This window comes from Actinomycetospora aurantiaca, from assembly GCF_037401875.1.
Taxonomy (GTDB): domain Bacteria; phylum Actinomycetota; class Actinomycetes; order Mycobacteriales; family Pseudonocardiaceae; genus Actinomycetospora; species Actinomycetospora aurantiaca.
In genome coordinates this window covers 199,971-216,419 of the sequence record NZ_JBBEGN010000006.1, presented here as the reverse complement: position 1 = coordinate 216,419, position 16,449 = coordinate 199,971, and the positions used below count along the sequence as shown (strand labels likewise).

19 protein-coding genes are annotated in these 16,449 nt (G+C 75.9%); 11 read left to right on the top strand and 8 right to left on the bottom strand.

Features of this window, described 5'->3' with window-relative positions; translation table 11 throughout:
• Nucleotides 1-90: 90 nt before the first annotated feature.
• Both WCD74_RS14865 and WCD74_RS14860 read left to right on the top strand, forming a co-directional pair.
• Complete coding sequence (locus tag WCD74_RS14865) at nt 91-720, top strand: L,D-transpeptidase (RefSeq protein ID WP_337695632.1); 630 nt, start codon at nt 91-93, stop codon at nt 718-720.
• 277 nt (nt 721-997) lie between these two features.
• Nucleotides 998-1,684 (top strand): SDR family oxidoreductase, encoded by a 687-nt coding sequence (locus WCD74_RS14860; RefSeq protein WP_337695631.1) that lies wholly within the window; start codon nt 998-1,000, stop codon nt 1,682-1,684.
• Between the two features lie 9 nt (nt 1,685-1,693).
• Here WCD74_RS14860 and WCD74_RS14855 read toward each other — a convergent pair whose 3' ends face one another.
• The 3 genes from WCD74_RS14855 to WCD74_RS14845 all read right to left on the bottom strand — a co-directional run bounded on the left by WCD74_RS14855 (nt 1,694) and on the right by WCD74_RS14845 (nt 4,075).
• Entirely contained in the window at nt 1,694-3,010 is a 1,317-nt protein-coding gene (locus WCD74_RS14855; RefSeq protein ID WP_337695630.1) for an LLM class flavin-dependent oxidoreductase, read from the bottom strand.
• Nucleotides 3,010-3,465, bottom strand: coding sequence for a MaoC family dehydratase (locus tag WCD74_RS14850; protein WP_373696085.1), 456 nt, complete (start codon nt 3,463-3,465; stop codon nt 3,010-3,012). The genes WCD74_RS14855 and WCD74_RS14850 overlap by 1 nt, the downstream gene beginning before the upstream one ends.
• A gap of 73 nt (nt 3,466-3,538) precedes the next feature.
• The gene (locus WCD74_RS14845) at nt 3,539-4,075 is read right to left on the bottom strand and encodes a recombinase family protein (protein ID WP_337695724.1); all 537 of its coding nucleotides are present in this window, start codon (nt 4,073-4,075) and stop codon (nt 3,539-3,541) included.
• Nucleotides 4,076-4,520: 445 nt separating this feature from the next.
• Between WCD74_RS14845 and WCD74_RS14840 the strand changes: the two genes are divergently transcribed.
• From WCD74_RS14840 to WCD74_RS14830, 3 genes are read left to right on the top strand one after another with little or no spacing between them, the layout of a single operon-like run.
• Nucleotides 4,521-5,549 carry a hypothetical protein gene (locus WCD74_RS14840; RefSeq protein ID WP_337695628.1) on the top strand — a complete coding sequence of 343 codons (1,029 nt, stop codon included), beginning with the start codon at nt 4,521-4,523 and terminating at the stop codon, nt 5,547-5,549.
• A 34-nt stretch (nt 5,550-5,583) separates the two neighbouring features.
• Complete coding sequence (locus WCD74_RS14835) at nt 5,584-6,057, top strand: DnaJ family domain-containing protein (protein WP_337695627.1); 474 nt, start codon at nt 5,584-5,586, stop codon at nt 6,055-6,057.
• Nucleotides 6,058-6,104: 47 nt separating this feature from the next.
• On the top strand, nt 6,105-6,983 hold the full coding sequence (locus tag WCD74_RS14830; RefSeq protein WP_337695626.1) for an alpha/beta fold hydrolase: 879 nt from the start codon (nt 6,105-6,107) through the stop codon (nt 6,981-6,983).
• A gap of 6 nt (nt 6,984-6,989) precedes the next feature.
• Here WCD74_RS14830 and WCD74_RS14825 read toward each other — a convergent pair whose 3' ends face one another.
• The gene (locus WCD74_RS14825) at nt 6,990-7,334 is read right to left on the bottom strand and encodes a DUF3040 domain-containing protein (RefSeq protein ID WP_337695625.1); all 345 of its coding nucleotides are present in this window, start codon (nt 7,332-7,334) and stop codon (nt 6,990-6,992) included.
• 76 nt (nt 7,335-7,410) lie between these two features.
• Between WCD74_RS14825 and WCD74_RS14820 the strand changes: the two genes are divergently transcribed.
• Genes WCD74_RS14820 through WCD74_RS14810 form a run of 3 tightly spaced genes read left to right on the top strand, consistent with a single transcriptional unit; the run spans nt 7,411 to nt 10,393 of the window.
• On the top strand, nt 7,411-8,712 hold the full coding sequence (locus WCD74_RS14820; RefSeq protein ID WP_337695624.1) for an extracellular solute-binding protein: 1,302 nt from the start codon (nt 7,411-7,413) through the stop codon (nt 8,710-8,712).
• On the top strand, nt 8,709-9,602 hold the full coding sequence (locus WCD74_RS14815; protein WP_337695623.1) for a carbohydrate ABC transporter permease: 894 nt from the start codon (nt 8,709-8,711) through the stop codon (nt 9,600-9,602). Before WCD74_RS14820 ends, WCD74_RS14815 begins: the two co-directional genes overlap by 4 nt.
• A complete protein-coding gene (locus tag WCD74_RS14810) occupies nt 9,599-10,393 on the top strand; it encodes a carbohydrate ABC transporter permease (RefSeq protein ID WP_337695622.1) in 795 nt (264 codons plus the stop codon). Before WCD74_RS14815 ends, WCD74_RS14810 begins: the two co-directional genes overlap by 4 nt.
• Before the next feature lie 12 nt (nt 10,394-10,405).
• On the opposite strand, the gene WCD74_RS14805 is transcribed toward WCD74_RS14810, so the two are convergent.
• Complete coding sequence (locus WCD74_RS14805; RefSeq protein ID WP_337695621.1) at nt 10,406-10,945, bottom strand: TetR/AcrR family transcriptional regulator; 540 nt, start codon at nt 10,943-10,945, stop codon at nt 10,406-10,408.
• Between the two features lie 78 nt (nt 10,946-11,023).
• Here WCD74_RS14805 and WCD74_RS14800 point away from each other — a divergent pair, with 78 nt between their 5' ends.
• Complete coding sequence (locus tag WCD74_RS14800) at nt 11,024-12,484, top strand: MFS transporter (protein WP_337695620.1); 1,461 nt, start codon at nt 11,024-11,026, stop codon at nt 12,482-12,484.
• 352 nt (nt 12,485-12,836) lie between these two features.
• On the opposite strand, the gene WCD74_RS14795 is transcribed toward WCD74_RS14800, so the two are convergent.
• Nucleotides 12,837-14,255, bottom strand: coding sequence for an amidase (locus tag WCD74_RS14795; protein ID WP_337695619.1), 1,419 nt, complete (start codon nt 14,253-14,255; stop codon nt 12,837-12,839).
• Complete coding sequence (locus WCD74_RS14790; protein ID WP_337695618.1) at nt 14,255-14,578, bottom strand: putative quinol monooxygenase; 324 nt, start codon at nt 14,576-14,578, stop codon at nt 14,255-14,257. The genes WCD74_RS14795 and WCD74_RS14790 overlap by 1 nt, the downstream gene beginning before the upstream one ends.
• 45 nt (nt 14,579-14,623) lie before the next feature.
• Between WCD74_RS14790 and WCD74_RS14785 the strand changes: the two genes are divergently transcribed.
• Together WCD74_RS14785 and WCD74_RS14780 are read left to right on the top strand one after the other, a co-directional pair.
• On the top strand, nt 14,624-15,454 hold the full coding sequence (locus WCD74_RS14785) for a helix-turn-helix domain-containing protein (protein WP_337695617.1): 831 nt from the start codon (nt 14,624-14,626) through the stop codon (nt 15,452-15,454).
• On the top strand, nt 15,451-15,870 hold the full coding sequence (locus WCD74_RS14780; RefSeq protein WP_337695616.1) for a VOC family protein: 420 nt from the start codon (nt 15,451-15,453) through the stop codon (nt 15,868-15,870). Before WCD74_RS14785 ends, WCD74_RS14780 begins: the two co-directional genes overlap by 4 nt.
• Here the strand turns inward: WCD74_RS14780 and idi are convergent.
• On the bottom strand, nt 15,867-16,445 hold the full coding sequence (gene idi / locus WCD74_RS14775; RefSeq protein ID WP_337695615.1) for an isopentenyl-diphosphate Delta-isomerase: 579 nt from the start codon (nt 16,443-16,445) through the stop codon (nt 15,867-15,869). The genes WCD74_RS14780 and idi overlap by 4 nt on opposite strands.
• Nucleotides 16,446-16,449 lie beyond the last annotated feature (4 nt).

The window sequence follows — 16,449 nt, the reverse complement described above, 5'->3', positions numbered from 1 at the left end:
GCCTCGACCCTAACGACGCTCGATCGAGGCGTGATCATCCCTTCGGGGCAGTGCGCTAACGCGAGTGGCCCAGTCGCGCGATCTCCCGGCATGCGGATGACGAGGATCGGCGCGGCCGGGGCGGCCGTCGTGGCGCTGGGCACGGTCGGCGTGACGGCCGGGCTCGGCCTCACCGACGCGTCGCTCGAGCGCCCTGCGGCGATCTCGACGCCGGCCGCGCCGCTCGCGGCGGCGCCCCCGGTCGTCCCGGTACTGGCCGACGTGACGAGCGCCCCGACGACCAGCCCGTCGCGACCCGCCACCCGTCCCACCACGACCCGCCCCGCGACCCGCCCCACGACGACGCCGGCCTCCCGCGGCTCGTCGTCGCGCATGCCCTGCTCGATCGACGGCGACGGCGCCTGCGTGTCGCTCTCGGCGAAGCGGGCGTGGCTGGTGCGCGACGGCGAGGTCGTGACGAGTGCCCCGATCACCAGCGGCCGTCCCGGCGAGCGCACCCCGACCGGCACGTTCCACGTCACGTGGAAGGACGCCGACCACCGGTCGGGCGAGTTCGACGAGGCCCCGATGCCGTGGTCGGTGTTCTTCCACGGCGGCATCGCCTTCCACACCGGCAGCCTGTCGCGGCAGTCCGCCGGGTGCATCCACCTGTCCGACTCCGTCGCGCGGCAGTTCTTCCGCACGCTGTCGGTGGGCGACACGGTCGTCGTCGTCCGCTGAGGCCGGCGGACCCGGTGAGAGGACCCGGCGCCTCGTGGGGCGAGGCGCCGGGCCGTCCCGGGGACCGTTCGGGGTAGCCCCCGACGAGCGGGCGTGGGCCAGCTGGGGAACGAAACGCCACGCCGGTGCTCGTCACCCTCCGTGCTCCGGAGAGGTGCCCTGCCCAACGGGGCGACACGGTCGCCGTGACGCGATCCGTCCCCGGAGCACACGGTGGGGTGGATCGTCCGGATCCAGGTGTGAGAACGCCGAGCGCCGCGTCGCTAGGGTCTCCGGCGTGAGCTCGCAGCGTCCTCTCGCCCTGGTCACGGGCGCCTCGCGCGGCATCGGGGCAGCGGTCGCCGCGGCCCTCGCACCCACCCACGACCTGCTGCTGGGCGGCCGGGACGCCGCCGCGCTGGCCGCGGTCGCCGCCCGTCTCGGTGACCGCGCCCTCCCCTGGCCGGTGGACCTGACCGACAGCGCGGCCCTCGCCGGCGCGACCGAGCGGATCGACGAGCTCGACGTCCTGGTCCACTCGGCCGGGGTGGGCACCCTGGGCACCGTCGCGGAGCTCGGCGCCGAGGACTGGCGCCGGCAGTACGAGGTCAACGTGGTCGCCGTGGCCGAGCTGACCCGCCTGCTGCTGCCGGCGCTGCGTGCCGCGCGCGGCACGGTCGTGTGCGTCAACTCCGGGGCCGGGCTGGCGGCACGGCCGGGGTGGGGCGCCTACGCGGCGTCGAAGTTCGCCCTCCGGGCGTTCGCCGACGCGCTGCGCGGCGAGGAGCCCGCGCTGCGCGTGTGCTCGGTGCACCCCGGCCGGACCGACACCGACATGCAGCGCGAGGTCGTCGCGCACGAGGGCGGGACCTACGACGGGTCGCGTTTCCTGCGCCCGGAGTCGGTCGCGGCGACGGTCACCGCCGCCGTCACCGCGTCCCGCGACGCGCACCTCACCGACCTCGTCGTCCGGCCGGCCGGCTGACGCCGGCGCTCAGCGCAGCGCCAGCCGCTCCCGCAGGGTCCCCGGGACCGGGTCCGCCGGCATCCGCCCGGCGCGGCGCAGCTCCGGCACGACGTGCGTCGCGACCTGGGCGAAGGTGCCCGGCGTGACCGCGTAGGCCAGGTTGAACCCGTCGGCCCCGGTCCCGTCGATCCAGTCGATCATCTGCTCGGCGACCTCGGCCCCGGACCCGACGGCCACCGGCCCGCGGCCCCCGACGGCGAGGTGACGCGCGACCTCCCCGACGGTCCACTCGCGCGACGGGTCGTCGGTGGTGAACGAGGCCATGGCGGACCGTCCGGCGTCCGACTCCACGTAGCGCAGCGGCTGGTCGGGGTCGATGCCGGTGAGGTCCAGGCCCGTCCAGCCGGCGAACAGGGCCAGGGCCCCCTCGAGCGAGAACGACTCCAGGTACTCCGCGTGGAGCGCGTGCGCCTCGTCCGCGCTCGCCGCCGCCACCGGCGCGAGCTGGGAGAACACCGTGACCGACGCCGGGTCCCGGCCGGCGTCCGACACCGCGGAGCGCAGCCGGTCCACCTGGCCCGCCACGACCGCCGTCGACGGGCCGGAGACGAACACGGCCTCCGCGTGCCGTCCCGCGAACTCCAGCCCGCGCGGTGACGCACCGGCCTGGAAGATCACCGGGGACCGCTGCGGGGAGGGTTCGCAGAGGAACGGGCCGGGCACGTCGTACCAGCGCCCGTGGAACTCGATGTCGTGCACCTTCGCCGGGTCGGTGTAGGTCCCCCCGGAACGGACCACCGCGTCGTCCTCCCACGACTCCCGCCACAGCCGCCGGCACACCTCGAGGTACTCGTCGGCCTGGGCGTAGCGGTCGTCGTGCGCGAGCTGGTCGCCCAGCCCGAGGTTGGCCGCGGCGCTCGCCAGGTAGCCGGTGACGACGTTCCAGCCGACCCGGCCCTTCGTCAGGTGGTCGAGGGTGGTGAAGCGGCGGGCCAGCGCGTACGGGTGCTCGTAGGAGGTCGAGACGGTCACCCCGAAGCCGAGGTGCGCCGTCGCCGCGGCCATCGCCGACACCGGCATCATCGGGTCGCCCAGCGGGATCTGGATGCCCGCGCGCACCGCGGCGTCGCGCGAGCGGCCGGCCACGTCGTAGGCACCGAGGACGTCGGCGAGGAAGAGCGCGTCGAACCCGGCGTCGTCGAGCAGGCGCGCGAGACCGGTCCAGTGGTCCAGGTCGGTGTAGCGGAACCCCTCGTCCGACGGGTGCCGCCACAGCCCGGGCGACTGGTGGCCCGCGCACATCATGGCGAAGGCGTTGAGGTGGATTCTCGGGCGGCCGGGCATCAGAAGTACGCGCGCGTGACCCACTCGGCGATGCAGGCGGGCTTGGGCATGCCCTCGATCTCGACGGTGACCTTCGAGACCACCTGCACGCCGTTGTCCGGGAGGTCCTCGGCCTCGGTGATCGTCACCGTCGCCCGGACCCGGCTGCCGACGCGCACCGGCGAGGGGAAGCGCACCTTGTTCAGGCCGTAGTTGACGCCCATGCGCACGCCGTCGAGGCGGCGGGCGGAGTTCGCCAGGTGCGGCAGCAACGACAGCGTCAGGAAGCCGTGCGCGATCGTGCCGCCGAACGGGCTGGACACGGCCTTCTCCGGGTCGACGTGGATCCACTGGTGGTCCTCGGTGTCGTCGGCGAAGCCGTCGACCCGCGCCTGGTCCACCGTGAACCAGTCACCCGGCCCCAGCTCGCGACCGATCGCCTCCCGGACCCCGTCCGCGCCGGCCAGGACCTCCACGTCCACCTCCATCGCCCGTGCACCGTCGATCGACTCTTCGCTGGGGCGACCCTAACGCCGGACGGGCCGCGGTTCAGGAGGGCCGACGCAGGTGGCCGTACACCGTGGTGCGCGGCACCTCGAGGTGCTCGGCGATCTCGGTGACCGAGCGGCCCTCGTCGTAGAGCCGCTGTGCCTCGGCGGCGGCGTCCGCGGTCAGCCGCGGCGGGCGGCCGCCCCGGCGCCCGCGGGCCCGGGCGGCGTCGAGGCCGGCGCGGGTGCTGGCCGAGACCAGCGTGCGCTGCAGCCCCGCGAGGATCTCGAGGGTGGGCAGCACGCCGGCCTCGCCCTCCGCCGCGGTGTCGACCCGCTCGTCCAGGGACCGCAGGTCGGCGTCGATCGCCCGCAGCCGCTGGCCGACCTGCACCAGGTGCAGGACCGACGAGGCCAGCCGGTCGAGCCCGGTCACGACCAGGACGTCGCCCGCGCCCAGCTCACCGAGCACGGCCTCCAGCTCCGGGCGGGCGCCCCGGGTGCCGAGCGAGGTGTCCACCCGGATCGCTCCCGCCGGCACGCCCGCGGCCACCAGCCGCGCGACCTGGTCCCCCGCGTCGTCCGTCGCCGACACCACCCGTGCGTAGCCCCGCAGCACCCTCGACCCCCCGTCGCTCGGCGTTCCGGAGGGGGCATCGCCGCGGAACCACGTTGCGTAACGCCACGGAGCGCGCTCGTGACGGGGCTCCCACCGGGCGCTCCGTCGGGTCGCGCACGAGGCAAACGCTTCCGTGTCGTCTCAGCACCCCGGAACGGCGCAGGTCACGGTCTCCTACTGGGTGGTACGCGGTGGGCACGCTCGGTGACGACGACGGGGGTGGGGCTGGGCGCGGGACCGGTCGCGCGCGACTTCGTGATGCAACCGTGACCTGATTCGACCCTCCTGGTCCACGCCCACACGTCCGAAACGGTGGAGCCTGCCGGAACGACACGCTCAGGGAGCACCAGCAGGGGTACCGCCGACCGCCACAGTGCGGTTCGGCCGGACGCACTAGGGCCGGACCGGCCCTGAGGAGGAGTGGGTGGACGTGCGCAAGACCGTCGCGATCGTGCTGGCCGTCGTGGCCGCCGTGCTGGCGGTGGTGGCCGCCGGAGCGCTCGGCAGCCCGGTGGCGTGGGCCCTCGCCGCGGTGCTCGTCGTCGTCACCGCCGCCGTCGTCGCGGTCGTCACGCTCCCCCCCTCGCTGCAGCGGGTGCTCGTGATCCTGGGCGCGGTGCTGGGGCTGGTCGCGATCGCCGTGGCGATCGCCGAGTTCGCGGTGCGCGGCTTCCGCACCGACTCCACCGCCGCCCTGCTCGGGCTCGCCGCCGGCCTGGGCGCGCTGCTCGTGGTGGCCGGCATCGCGGCCGCGCGCACCGCGCCGGCGCCGGCCGCCCTGTGGGGCGGGGCCGCCGCCGTCGCCGCGATCGGGCTGGTGGCCGGCCTGGTCGTCGCGCTGAGCGTGCCCTTCCTGCCGCTGTCGCGGGCCGTCGGCTACACGACCGCCGACGCGGCCACCGAGGTGACGCTGTCGACCCCGGGCGGGGTCGAGGAGGGCGACGTCCTGGTCGCGCAGGTCTTCCGTTCCGGGGTGGGCGAGGTCCGGCCGCCGGCCGGCTGGACCGTGCTGCGCACGACGCCGCTGCCCGGCGGGGCCGGTTCGGTGTCGCTGTTCACGACGACCGCGCCGGAGGCCGCCGGCCCGGTCACCTTCACCTCCGACACCCCCGCGACGCTGCTCGGCGGGATCGGCGGCTGGTCGCACGTCGCCGCCGTCAGCGCCCCGGGCGAGGCCACCGGGACCGGTGGCGCCGTGACCGCCGCCCCGGCCCCCGCCGACAGCGCCACCCAGGTGCTCTACTTCGTCGCCGGCACCAACGTGGCCGACATCGTCCCGCCCGAGCCGCTGGCCGATGCGTGGACGGTCAAGGCCGACGACCGGGTCAAGGCCACCACCGCGCTGGTCGTGCGGCCCGCGCTGGACGCCGACCCGGCGGCGCCGGTCTCCGTGACGCCCTCGGCCCCGCTGGGCGCCTGGGCGACGCAGACGGTGGTCCTCACCGCCGAGTAGTGCGCCCGCGCGCGACGTCGGGCACCGTGGGGTCGTGCGCGGGGAACCGGGCGAGACCTACTGGGAGCGCTACGAGTCGCTGATCGACGAGCAGATCCGGCGCGCCACCGCCGAGGGGGCCTTCGACGACCTCCCCGGCGCCGGCAAGCCGCTGGACCTGCCCGCGCGCGACGACGAGCACTGGTGGGTCCGCTCGAAGATGCGCGCGGAGGGCGTGTCGACCGACGCCCTGCTCCCGCCATCGCTGCGGCTGCGCAAGGACGTCGAGCGCCTCCACGACGACGTGCGCGACCTGCCCGACGAGGCCGCGGTCCGTGCCGTCGTCGCCGACCTCGACCGCCGCGTGGTCGCGTTCCTGCGCTCCCCGCAGGGGCCCCGGGTGCCGATCCGGCGCCCGTCGGCCGACGCCGTCGTCGAGCGCTGGCGGGCCGGTCGCAGCGACCCGCCCGCCCCGGCCGTCGCCCCGTCCCCGCCGCGGCGCCGGAGATGGTGGCGCCGGGACGGCTGACCGGTCCACGGTGGCGCCCGCCGGACGGTCCGGCCAGACTCGCGCCCATGACCGAACCCACCCGGGTCGACCTGCCGTCCGCGGGCGGACTGACCCTGGCCACGTTCCGCTGGCTGCCCAAGGGCGAGGCCCGGGGCGTCGTGCAGCTCACCCACGGGATGGGCGAGCACGTGCGCCGCTACCAGCACCTGGCCGACCGGCTCACCGACCTCGGGTTCCTGGTGCACGGCCAGGACCACCGCGGCCACGGCGCCACCGCCGACGAGAACGGCACGGAGCCCGGCGTCCTCGGCGAGGGAGGCTGGGCCGAGCTGGTCGCCGACGTCGGCCGCGTCCTCGAGCGGGGCCGCGAGGACGTGCCGGGCGTGCCGGTGGTGCTGCTCGGGCACAGCATGGGGTCGTTCGCCGCGCAGCAGTTCCTGCTGGACCACTCGGCCGAGGTCGACGCGGCGGTCCTCACCGGCACGACGCTGCTCGACCAGCTCGAGCCCGCGATCGACACCTCCGTGCCGATGGACCTCTCCGCGTTCAACGCGCCGTTCGCCCCCGCCCGCACCGACTACGACTGGCTCTCCCGCGACGAGGCCCAGGTCGACGCGTACGTGGCGGACCGCCGGTGCGGGTTCGGGCTCGACCCCGCCGGAGCGGCGGGCATGTTCGCGGGCGGCCGCGACGTGGCGGACCGCCAACGCCTCGACGCGATGCAGAAGGACCTGCCGGTGTACGTCGCCGTGGGCGAGCACGACCCGGTCGGCGGGCCGGTGGTCGTCGCCCAGGCGCTCGTCGACCGCTACCGGGCGGCCGGGATGACCGACGTGACGTTCCGGGTGTGGCCCGGCGACCGCCACGAGATCCTCAACGAGATCGACCGCGACGACGTCGAGGACGAGCTGATCGCCTGGATCACCCGCGCGATCCGGCGTTGAGCGGGCTCACCAGAGGGGACGCAGCCGCCCCAGCACGAGGCCGACCAGCGGCGGCACCACGACCGGGGTGAACGCGGTGCCGACCGCCCCCAGCGTGAGCAGGCCCGCCGCCTGCAGGTGGATCCCGACGGCGAGCGGCACGACGCCGAGCACCAGGGTCGCGACGAAGCCGACCAGCGTCATGAGGTGGGCGCCGCGCAGGCGCCGCGGCTCGGACACCCGGCGCGCGAACCGGGGGTCGGCCGCCCGCAGGGCCCCGACGAGGGCCGCGAACCGCCGGTCGACCGGCGCCCTCCCGGCGTCGGGGTGCGCGGCGTCGGGGCGCTGGTCGTCCTCGTCGGAGGGGCTCACCGGTCCAGGGTGGCCTCCGGGGTCCCATGAGCACACCGTGGGGTCGGACACGGCGGCTTCGGGGCACCCCCGGCCCGTGGGGGTGTCGCGCCGCTGGGCGCTCGGGACGCTGGCGACGGGCGCCGTCGCCTCCCTGGCCGGCTGCGCCGCGCCGGTCTGGCAGGGGTTCGGGTTCGACGCCGTGCGCCCGGCCGCCGACGACGAGCTGCTGGTCACCCTCTGGGGCACCGCGGCCGAACGGCGCGCCTTCACCGCGCTCGCCGACGGGTTCCGGGCCCGCACCGGCGTCGCGGTGCGCCTGCAGGCGGTGCCGTTCTCGCGGCGCGGCACCACGGTGGACACCGGCATCCGGGCCGGGGCCCCGCCGGACGTGTTCCGGGTGACCTACAACGACGTCGGGCTCTACCGCGACGCCGGCGTCCTCGCCCCGCTCCCGGACGCCGCCGCACTGCGCCCGGCCTTCGCCGAGCAGTTCTGGGCGGCGGTGAGCGACCCGACCGGTGCCGCGTACGCGGTGCCCCACCACACGGACACCACCATGCTCCTGGTCGACACCGCCGCGGCGCAGGCGGCGGGGCTCGGTCCGCTGCCCGCCGACCCGGAGGGCGCGTGGGACTGGGACCGCTTCGTCGACGCCTGCCGGCGGCTCGCCGCGCTGCGCCCCGGCCGGGCCGCCACGGCCGTCAACTGGCAGTCCGACGGCGCCTACCGCTGGCTGAACTGGGTCGACCAGGCGGACGGGCGGCTGCTGACCCCGACCCTGGACGGCGCGCTCCGACCACCCGACGCCGGGCTGCGCGCCGCCCTCGACCTCACCCGCCGGCTGTTCGCCGAGGGGCTGGTCCCCCGCTCGACCTCGACCTCCGGCGGCGTGACCACCGACGAGCTGTTCACCGCGGGCACGGTCGCGACGGCCTTCGTCGCGAACTTCTCGCTCGGCGACCTGGAGGGCGCGCCTGCGTGGACCGCCGTCCCGCTCCCCCGTGCCGCCCGGGCCTCCGCGGACCTCGGCGGCAACGCCCTGGCCGCCACCGCCGGCCCGCGCACCGAGCAGGCGCACGCGTTCCTGCGGTGGTGCGTCACGCCGGAGAACATGGCCGCGTTCTGTTCGGCGGCGTCCGCACTGCCCACCCGCACCGACGTGCCCGCCGCGGCGCTGCGCTACCCGACCGCCCCGGACGCGATGGCCCGCTACGTCGCCCAGGCCGCGACCGTGCGCCGGCCGCTGGTCGAGCAGGTGACGGTCCCCCGGGCGGCGGCCGTGACCGCCGAGCTCGGCGACGGCCTCGAGCGGGCGTTCCTGGGCGACCCCGCGACGCCCACCGCCGACCTCGCCGAGGCGATCGCCGGGTCCGTCGACCGGGCGGTGCGCCGGTGAGCGCGGTGACCGCGATCCGCCGGCACGGCTCGGCCTGGGCCATGCTCGCGCCCGTCCTCGTCGTCGTCGCCGTGTTCGTCGCCTACCCGCTGATCGGCGCGGTCGCGACGTCGCTGACCCGCGACAGCGGGCTGGGCGACGCGCGGGGCGTCGGCCTCGCGAACTACGGCGAGCTGGCGGGCGACCCGGTGTTCTGGCGGGCGACGGCGAACACGGTCGGCCTGACGGTGCTGCTGGTCCCGCTCGTGCTGGGCTCGGGGCTCGGGATCGCGCTGCTCCTGCGCCGGCTGACCCGCGGGCGCGCGCTGCTGCAGGCCGTGTTCCTCGCGCCGTACGTGGTCTCCGGGGTGGTGGTGGCCCTGCTCGGGCGCACGGTGTTCGACGAGAACGTCGGCGTCGTCAACCGGGCGCTGCGCGGCGTCGGGCTGGACGGTGTCCCGTGGCAGTCCTCGCCGACCGCGGCGGGCCTGTCCGTGCTGGTCGTGCTGGTCTGGGCGCGCAGCGGGCTCGCCGTCGTGGTGTACCTCGCCGCGCTGGCGGACGCCCCGCGGGGCCAGCTGGAGGCCGCCGAGCTCGACGGCGCCGGCCCGTGGGCCCGGCTGTGGCACGTGCTGCTGCCGCACCTGCGCCCGACGACGGTGTTCCTCGCCGTCGTCGTCGTGGTGGAGACCTTCCGGACCTTCGACGTGGTCTACGTGATGACCGGGGGCGGGCCGCAGCACGCGACCGAGCTGCTCGTGACCTACTCCTACGCGCAGGGGTTCGACGCCCGCGCCCAGGGCTACGGCACCGCGATCGGGCTCGTGGTGCTCGCCGTCGTCGGCCTGGGCACGGCGCTCTGGTGGCGGGTGCAGGCGCGCACCGAGGACACCGCGGTGGTGGAACGGTGACCCGGACCCGCGTCGTCGTGGCGGTGCTCGTCGTCGCCTGGCTGTTCCCGCTCTACTGGATGGTGGTGACGGCGCTGTCCGCGCCCGGGGCCGTGGCGGCGGGCCGCCAGCCCGTGCTGCCCGGGGCGCCCACGCTGCAGGGGCTGCGCACCGCCGTCGGCGAGTTCCCGTTCCTCACGTGGGTGGCCAACTCGACCGCGGTCGCCGTCGTCGCGGTGCTGGCGAACCTCGTCATGAGCCTGCTCGCCGGCTACGCGCTGGCGAAGCGGCGCTTCCCGGGCCGGGCGGCCGCGTCGGTGTTCGTGCTGGCCACGCTGACCGTGCCCGCCGAGGTGCTGCTGATCCCGCAGTTCGACCTGATCGCCTCGATCGGCTGGGTGAACTCGTTCTGGGCGGTGATCGTCCCGCGCGCGGCCGACGCGTTCGGGGTGCTGCTCGCCCGACAGGCCATGCTCGCGATCCCGGACGAGGTGATCGACGCCGCCCGCGTCGACGGCGCCGGGGAGCTGCGGATCCTGGCCGAGATCGTCCTGCCGGTGTGCCGCCCGACGATCGCGGTGATCCTGACCGTCTCGTTCATGTACCGCTGGAACGAGTTCGCGTGGCCGCTGACGGCGCTGCCCGATCCGGACCGGGCGACCCTGCCGGTCGGCCTGTCGTTCCTGCAGGGCCAGTACGCGACGGACTACCCGACGCTGATGAGCGGCGCGGTGCTCTCCGTGCTGCCGGTGCTGGTCCTGTTCGTCGCGGCGCAGCGGGCCTTCGTGTCCGGCCTCGGCGCGCAGCGCTAGGTGTCGTGAGAGCTAGCACCCGAGCAGCCGGCGCAGCGTCGCGTCCCAGTCGCGCGTGAGCGGGGTGGACCGCTCCCCCGCGATGGCCCGCAGGTAGATGCCGTCCCCCAGGGCGGCCACGAGGTCGGCGGTCAGCTCGTCGCCGGTCTCCTCGGTGAGCGCCTCCTGCCAGGCCGCCATCGACGCCCGCGCCGTGGCCGCCGCCGCCTCCTCGGTGCCGGCGACCTTGAGGACGGCGACCATGGCGCGGAAGAAGGCACTGTCCCGCGCGGGATCGTCGGCGGAGGTGCGCAGGTAGTAGTGCGCGACCGTCTCGGTGCCCTCCGCGGCCGCGGCGCGGGCGGCCGCGATGTCGGCCTCGGTGAGGGCGCGCACCCGCTCGAGCATCCCCGCGAGCAGCGCCTCCCGGGAGCCGAAGTGGTAGAGCAGTCCGCCCTTGGAGACGCCGGCCCGCGCCGCGATCGCGTCGAGGGTGACCGTCTCGGGCCCCTCGGCTACCACGTGGTCGACGTAGGCGTCGACGATCCGGTCCCGCTGTGACGGTCGGGGCATGGGCGGGACCGTACACCGTCCAGCTGGTACAGTTTCGTAACTGTACCGTCCGGACTGTCGAGAAACAGGAGTCGCGCCATGTCCAGGCGAGCCCTCGCGCTGCTGGTGCTCACCGCGCCCGTCCTGCTGATCACGCTGGACATGACCGTCCTCGGCGCCGCCCTGCCCGCGATCTCGGAGGACCTGCGCCCCGGGGCGGCGACCCAGCTCTGGATCGTCGACGTCTACTCGTTCGTGCTCGCCGGCCTGCTGGTGGTCGCCGGGTCGCTGGGCGACCGCATCGGGCGGCGGCGCCTGCTGCTCATCGGCACGGCCGCCTTCGGTGTCGCGTCGATCGCGGCGGCATTCGCGCCCTCGGCCGGGGCCCTGGTCGCCGCGCGCGCCCTCCTCGGGCTCGGCGGCGCGACCCTCATGCCGTCGACGCTGTCGCTGATCAAGACCGTGTTCCCCGAGCCGGGCGCCCGCCGCCGGGCGATCGGGGTCTGGGCCGCGATGTTCTCCGGCGGGGCCGCCGCGGGCCCGGTGATCGGCGGCTGGCTGCTCGAGCACTTCTGGTGGGGCTCGGTGTTCCTCGTGAACGTCCCGGTCTGCGTGGCCCTGCTCGTCCTCGGGCCGGTGCTGCTGCCCGAGAGCCGCGACCCGCACCCGGGCCGGTTCGACCTCCCCTCCGCGGCCCTCGCCCTCGCCGCGATGCTGCCGGTGGTCTACGCGGTGAAGTCGGTCGCCACGGACGGGTTCTCGACGACGGGCCTCGCGGCCGCCGTCGTCGGTCTCGCGGCCGGTGCGGTGTTCGTGCGCCGGCAGCGGACCCTGCCCGACCCGCTGATCGACCTCACCCTGTTCTCCCGCCGGGCGTTCTCGGTGTCGGTCGCCACCAACCTGCTGTGCGTGTTCGCGCTGGTCGGGCTGCTGGTGCTGGTGCCGCAGTACCTGCAGCTGGCGGTCGGGATGTCGCCGCTGACCGCCGCGCTGTGGATGCTGCCGGGCAGCCTGGCGGGCGTGGTCGGCGCGCTCGTCGCCGCCCGTCTGGCACGCCGGTTCGCCGTGCGCCGCATCGTCGTCGTCGGCCTGACGGTGGCCGCGGCGGGGTTCGCATCGCTCGGGGTCCTCGGGCTCGGCGCGGGCCCGGTCGCCGCGGTCGTCGGGATGGCGGTCGCGGGCCTCGCGGTGGCGACGGTCGAGACGCTGACCACCGACCTCGTGCTGGAGTCCGCCCCCACCGACCGGGCCGGCGCCGCCTCCGCGATCTCCGAGACCGGGTTCGAGCTCGGCGGCGCGCTCGGGGTCGCCGTGCTGGGCAGCGTCTCGGCGGCGGTCTACCGCGCGGGCCTGCCGGCGGGGACCCCCGGGTCGACGCTGGGCGGCACGATCGTGGCCGGCGGCGACGCGGTCGCGGCGGGCGCGGCGTTCACGACGGCGCTGGCGGTCGCGGGCCTGGTGGCGGGCGTCGTGGTCGCCTACGCCGCCTGGCAGGCCCGGTTCCTGCGCCCGGTGGAGGAGGAGTCCGTGGCGCCGACGTCAGCGGTGGCCCACTGCTGACACTGGACGTCAGGAACAGCACACGGTCGCGGAGCGGACCGGGTTCGCGTTGCGCCCCGCACACGGCCGGTCGAGCTCATCCCCCGCCGCACGCACGTTGCGCCCCGCACACGGCCAGGCGTGTTCGTTCTCCGTCAGGGACGCGTTGCGTCGCGCAACGCTCGATTCGCGCGAGTGCGGCCGTCCGTGCTCCGGAGTCCTTGATCGCGGCGCCGGGTCGTCGGGACCGAGTGCTGGGCGCAACGCCAGCCCGGCCCGGCACCGAAGCCACCAACCGTGTGCGGGTCGCAACGCCAGCCCGCCCCGGCACCGAAGCCGCCGGCCGTGTGCGGGACACACACGGCCGCGGTGATCAGGCCGCGAGCGCCGGGACCGCCCGGGCGTACCCGGTGGCGGCCTCGTGGGCCAGGGCGACCTCGAGGACGCGCCGGTCGGCCCCCGGCGGACCGATCAGCTGCACCCCGACCGGCAGGCCGCCCGGCGTGAACCCCGCGGGCGTGCCGAGCACCGGGACGCCCGCCATTGACCACGGCGCCACCGTCTCCATCCAGCGGTGGTAGGTGTCCATCGTGCGGCCCGCGATCTCGCGGGGCCACGTCACGTCCGCCGGGAACGGGTGCACCTGGGTGGCCGGGGCGACCAGCACGTCGAACCGGCCGAAGAGGTCCACGACGACCCGGAACCACTCCGCGCGCACGGCCGCCGCCCGGTGGACCTGCACCGCGGTGAGCCCCACGCCCTGCTCGATCTCCCACACGAGCTCCGGCTTGAGCGGCTCGTCGAGCTCGAGCAGCGGCGCCATCTCGACGGCGTTCCACCAGCGCCACACCAGGAACGCGTCCCACAGCGCGTCCAGGTCGAACGCCGGGACGACCTCCTCGACGTGGGCGCCGAGCGAGGCCAGCACGTCCACCGACCCGGCCCGCGCGAGATCGAGCAGTCCGGGCTCGCACGCGAGCCGCCCGCCCAGGTCCCCGAGCCAGCCCACCCGCAACGACGACGGGTCGGCCGGGCGGAGGTCCGTCAGGTCCAGTGGGTCCGCGCGGTCGAGGGGCCCGACGGGGCCACCCGTCGTCATGACCCCCAGCAGCGCCGCGAGATCGGCCACCGACCGGGCCATCGGCCCGGCCTCGCCCATCTGCGCGACGAAGCCCGGCACGCCGGGCACCCGGCCGCGCGAGGGCCGCAGCCCGTACACCGAGGACCAGGCCGCCGGGTTGCGCAGCGAGCCCATGTAGTCGCTGCCGTCCGCCGCGGGCAGCATCCGGCACGCGAGCGCCGCGGCCGCGCCGCCGCTGGACCCGCCGACGGTGCGCGAGGTGTCCCACGGGTTGCGGGTCGTCCCGTACACCGGGTTGTAGGTCTGCGAGCCGAAGCCGAGCTCCGGGGTGTTGGTCCGCCCGACGAACACCCCGCCGGCCGCCCGCATCCGCGCGACGTGCGGGGCGTCGACGGCGCCCACCCGGTCGCGGAACACCGGCGACCCGGCCACGAAGGGCTCGCCCGCGACCTCGGCGAGGTCCTTCACGGCCAGCGGCACGCCGTGCAGCGGCCCGCGCCACCGACCGGCCGCCGCCTCGGCGTCGAGGTCGGCCGCCTCGGCGAGCACGACCTCGGGGGCGCGCCGGGCGACGATCGCGTTGACCAGCCGGTCGGTGCGGTCGATCCGCCCGAGCGTCGCCCGGGCGACCTCGACGCTCGACAGCCGGCGTGCCCGGATCTCGGCCGCGAGGTCGACGAGGCCGAGTACGGAGAGCTCGACGCTGAGCACTAGCGGGGCTGCACCTCCCCCATCTCGCCCCAGCCGTCCTGCTCGACGCCGGAGATGCTGACGATCTTCGGCGTGGAGGCCACGTAGTCCGGCGCCTCGGCGACGAACTTCTGGAAGTGGTCGGAGTTGACGTGGTCGCCGCCCGCGTCGTCCTGGAACGCCTCGACGAGCTGGTAGGTGTTCTCCTCCTCGAGCGACCGGCTCCACTCGAAGAAGATGTTGCCCGGCTCGTTGCGGGTGGCCTCGGTGAACTCCTTCGCGAGCTCCGGCCAGCGCTCGGCGTACTCCGGCTTGATCGTCCACTTCACGGCGATGAAGATCATGCGGGGATCCTGGCTGATCGTCGGGGCGCGCGCCACACTCGCTGCATGCCGTTGCCCGGGATGGTCGAGTGCCACCCCTACGAGGTGCACTCCGGCGCGCCCGGCGCGCCCGGCGTGCACCGCGGCCTGCCCTCGCCGTACCTGACGTTCGTCGTCACCGTGTCCGGGCCGCTGCTCCTCGCCCGTCCCGACGGCGGGCCGGCCCGGTTCCGGGCGTGCCTGGGCGGGCTGCACGACACCCCGGAGCACATCCTCGATCCCGGCCACCAGGTCGGGATCCACGTCGCGGTGCACCCGTTGGCCGCACGGTCGTTGTTCGGGGTCCCGGCCGCGGCGCTGGGCGGGCGGTCGTACGAGGCCGCCGAGGTGATCGGCCGGATCGGGGCGGAGGTCGCCGAGCGGATCGACGACGAGCGCACCTGGCCGGCCCGGCTCGCGGCCCTCGACGACGTGTTCGCCCGCCTGCACGCCCGGTACGGCGACGGGCCGCGCGCCGACGACGGTGTGCGGCACGCCTGGCGGCGGATCGTCGGCGGCCAGGGCGTGGGCGCGACCGCCCGGGAGGTCGGGTGGAGCCCGGACCACCTCACGCGCCGCTTCGCCGCCGAGTTCGGGGTGCGCCCCAAGGTGGCTGGCCGGATGGCGCGGTTCGACCGCGCCCGCCGGGTGATCGCGGCGCGGGCGGTGGCCGGGACGCTCGACCTCGCCGCCGTCGCGGCCGACCTCGGCTACGCCGACCAGGCCCACCTCGCCCGCGAGTTCCGGGCCCTCGCGGGCTGCTCGGCGTCGCAGTGGGTCGCCGAGGAGGTGCACGGCGGGCTGGTCGGTTTCGTCCAAGCGGACGGGGACGACGACGCGCCATCCTCGGCGGCATGAGCGACACGACACCTCCGCCCCAGGTCTGGCCGACCCTGAGCGCCCGCGACGCCCGGGCCCTCATCGACTTCTACGTCTCCGCGTTCGGGTTCACCGAGACCGTCGCGTACGCCGGCGACGACGGCGTCATCCAGCACGCGGAACTGGCCTGGCCGCCCGGCGGCGGCCTCATGATGGGCCAGGAGCGCGACACCCCGGGCCGCGCGTGGACGCACACGCCGGGCACCTTCGGCGGCTACGCCGTCACCCGCGACGCCGCGCACACCGACGAGATCTTCGCGCGGGCGGTCGCCGCGGGGGCGAAGCCGGTCGCCGAGCCGTACGACACCGACTACGGCTCGCACGACTGCACGCTGCTCGACCCCGAGGGCAACCAGTGGCAGTTCGGGACCTACCCGGGGCACCCGACCGGCTAGCCCATGCGCGCCGCGGGCGGGAGAGCGGCCGGGTCGCCGGTGGGCCAGAGCGCCGGGTCGCCGTGCACCGCGAGCTGGGCGACCTGCTCGACGCACCACGGCGACAGACCCGGCCACGACCCCTCCCGGGCCCCGGCCGACAGCGTGCTCCACGGCACGGAGCGGACCTCGTCGACCTCGGTGGGGTCCGGGGCGGGGTCACCGGACGCGGTCGCCACGAACACCGGGCACATCTCGTGCTCGACGACGCCGTCCTGCTCCGCGCGGTAGCGGAACCCGGGCAGCACGAGCCGCACGTCCCCGACATCGAGACCCAGTTCCTGACGACCGCGCCGGCGCACCGCCGACTCGAGCGCCTCGCCCGGGGCGGGGTGGCCGCAGAAGCTGTTGGTCCAGACGCCGGGGAAGGTGCGCTTGTGCGCGGCCCGGCGGGTCATCAGCAGCTGCCCGTCGTCGTCGACGAGGTAGCAGGAGAACGCGAGGTGCAGCGGGGTCTGTCCGTGGTGCACCTCGGACTTGGCGGCGGTGCCGATCGCGGCACCGTCAGGATCGAGGAGGACGACGAGCTCGGTCACGCCG